Raw genomic sequence first — 670 nt, 5'->3', positions numbered from 1 at the left:
CAACCGTGTTCTCGAAGTCTCCGCTGGACGGACCATCGAATCCAGCGATGAACTCTGGAAAACCCTGTCCGAAGAGCAGCGAGGCGTTGTTTCGGCCGTTTCGATGGACATGTGGCAAGCCTTCATGACAAGCACGAGGAAGAACGTGCCCGAGGCAGAAATCGTGCATGACAAATTCCACATCAGTAAGCACCTCAACGACGCGGTCGACAAAGTGCGTCGACAGGAGAACAAGCAATTACGGAGCGAAGGCGATGACCGCCTCAAAGGCACGCGTCAGCTTTGGCTTTACAACGAAGACAACCTCGATGAAGACCGATACAACGAGCTGAAGAGTGCGATGCGAAATGATCTCAAGACGGGCCGAGCATGGGCTATCAAAGAGAACTTTCGGTACTTCTGGGGGTACGCCTATCACTTCTCGGCCGCAACCTTTTTCGACCGTTGGTACGGCTGGGCCATCCGAAGTCGATTGGACCCGATCAAGAAAGTTGCCCGAATGCTCAAGGAGCATCTGGACGGAATGCTGAGTTACTTCCGGCACCGAATTACCAACGCAGTCACCGAAGGATTTAACAGTCGCATCCAGTCGATCAAGTCAGCCGCACGTGGCTTCAGGAACTTCGCCAACTACCGCCTGCGCGTCCTGTTCTACTGCGGCAAGCTCGAA

At 54.3% G+C, this 670-nt stretch carries 1 protein-coding gene; it reads left to right on the top strand.

Translation table 11 applies throughout. The features are described from left to right. Positions 1-670, top strand: a 670-nt coding sequence (locus H1B37_RS33035) for an ISL3 family transposase (RefSeq protein ID WP_182871526.1), incomplete at both ends; no start/stop codon positions are given.

Origin of the sequence: Stieleria mannarensis (assembly GCF_014154935.1) — a bacterium.
GTDB classification, from domain to species: Bacteria; Planctomycetota; Planctomycetia; order Pirellulales; family Pirellulaceae; genus Stieleria; species Stieleria mannarensis.
The sequence above is the reverse complement of the archived record's forward strand: the minus strand, read 5'-3'. Positions and strand labels throughout refer to the sequence as shown.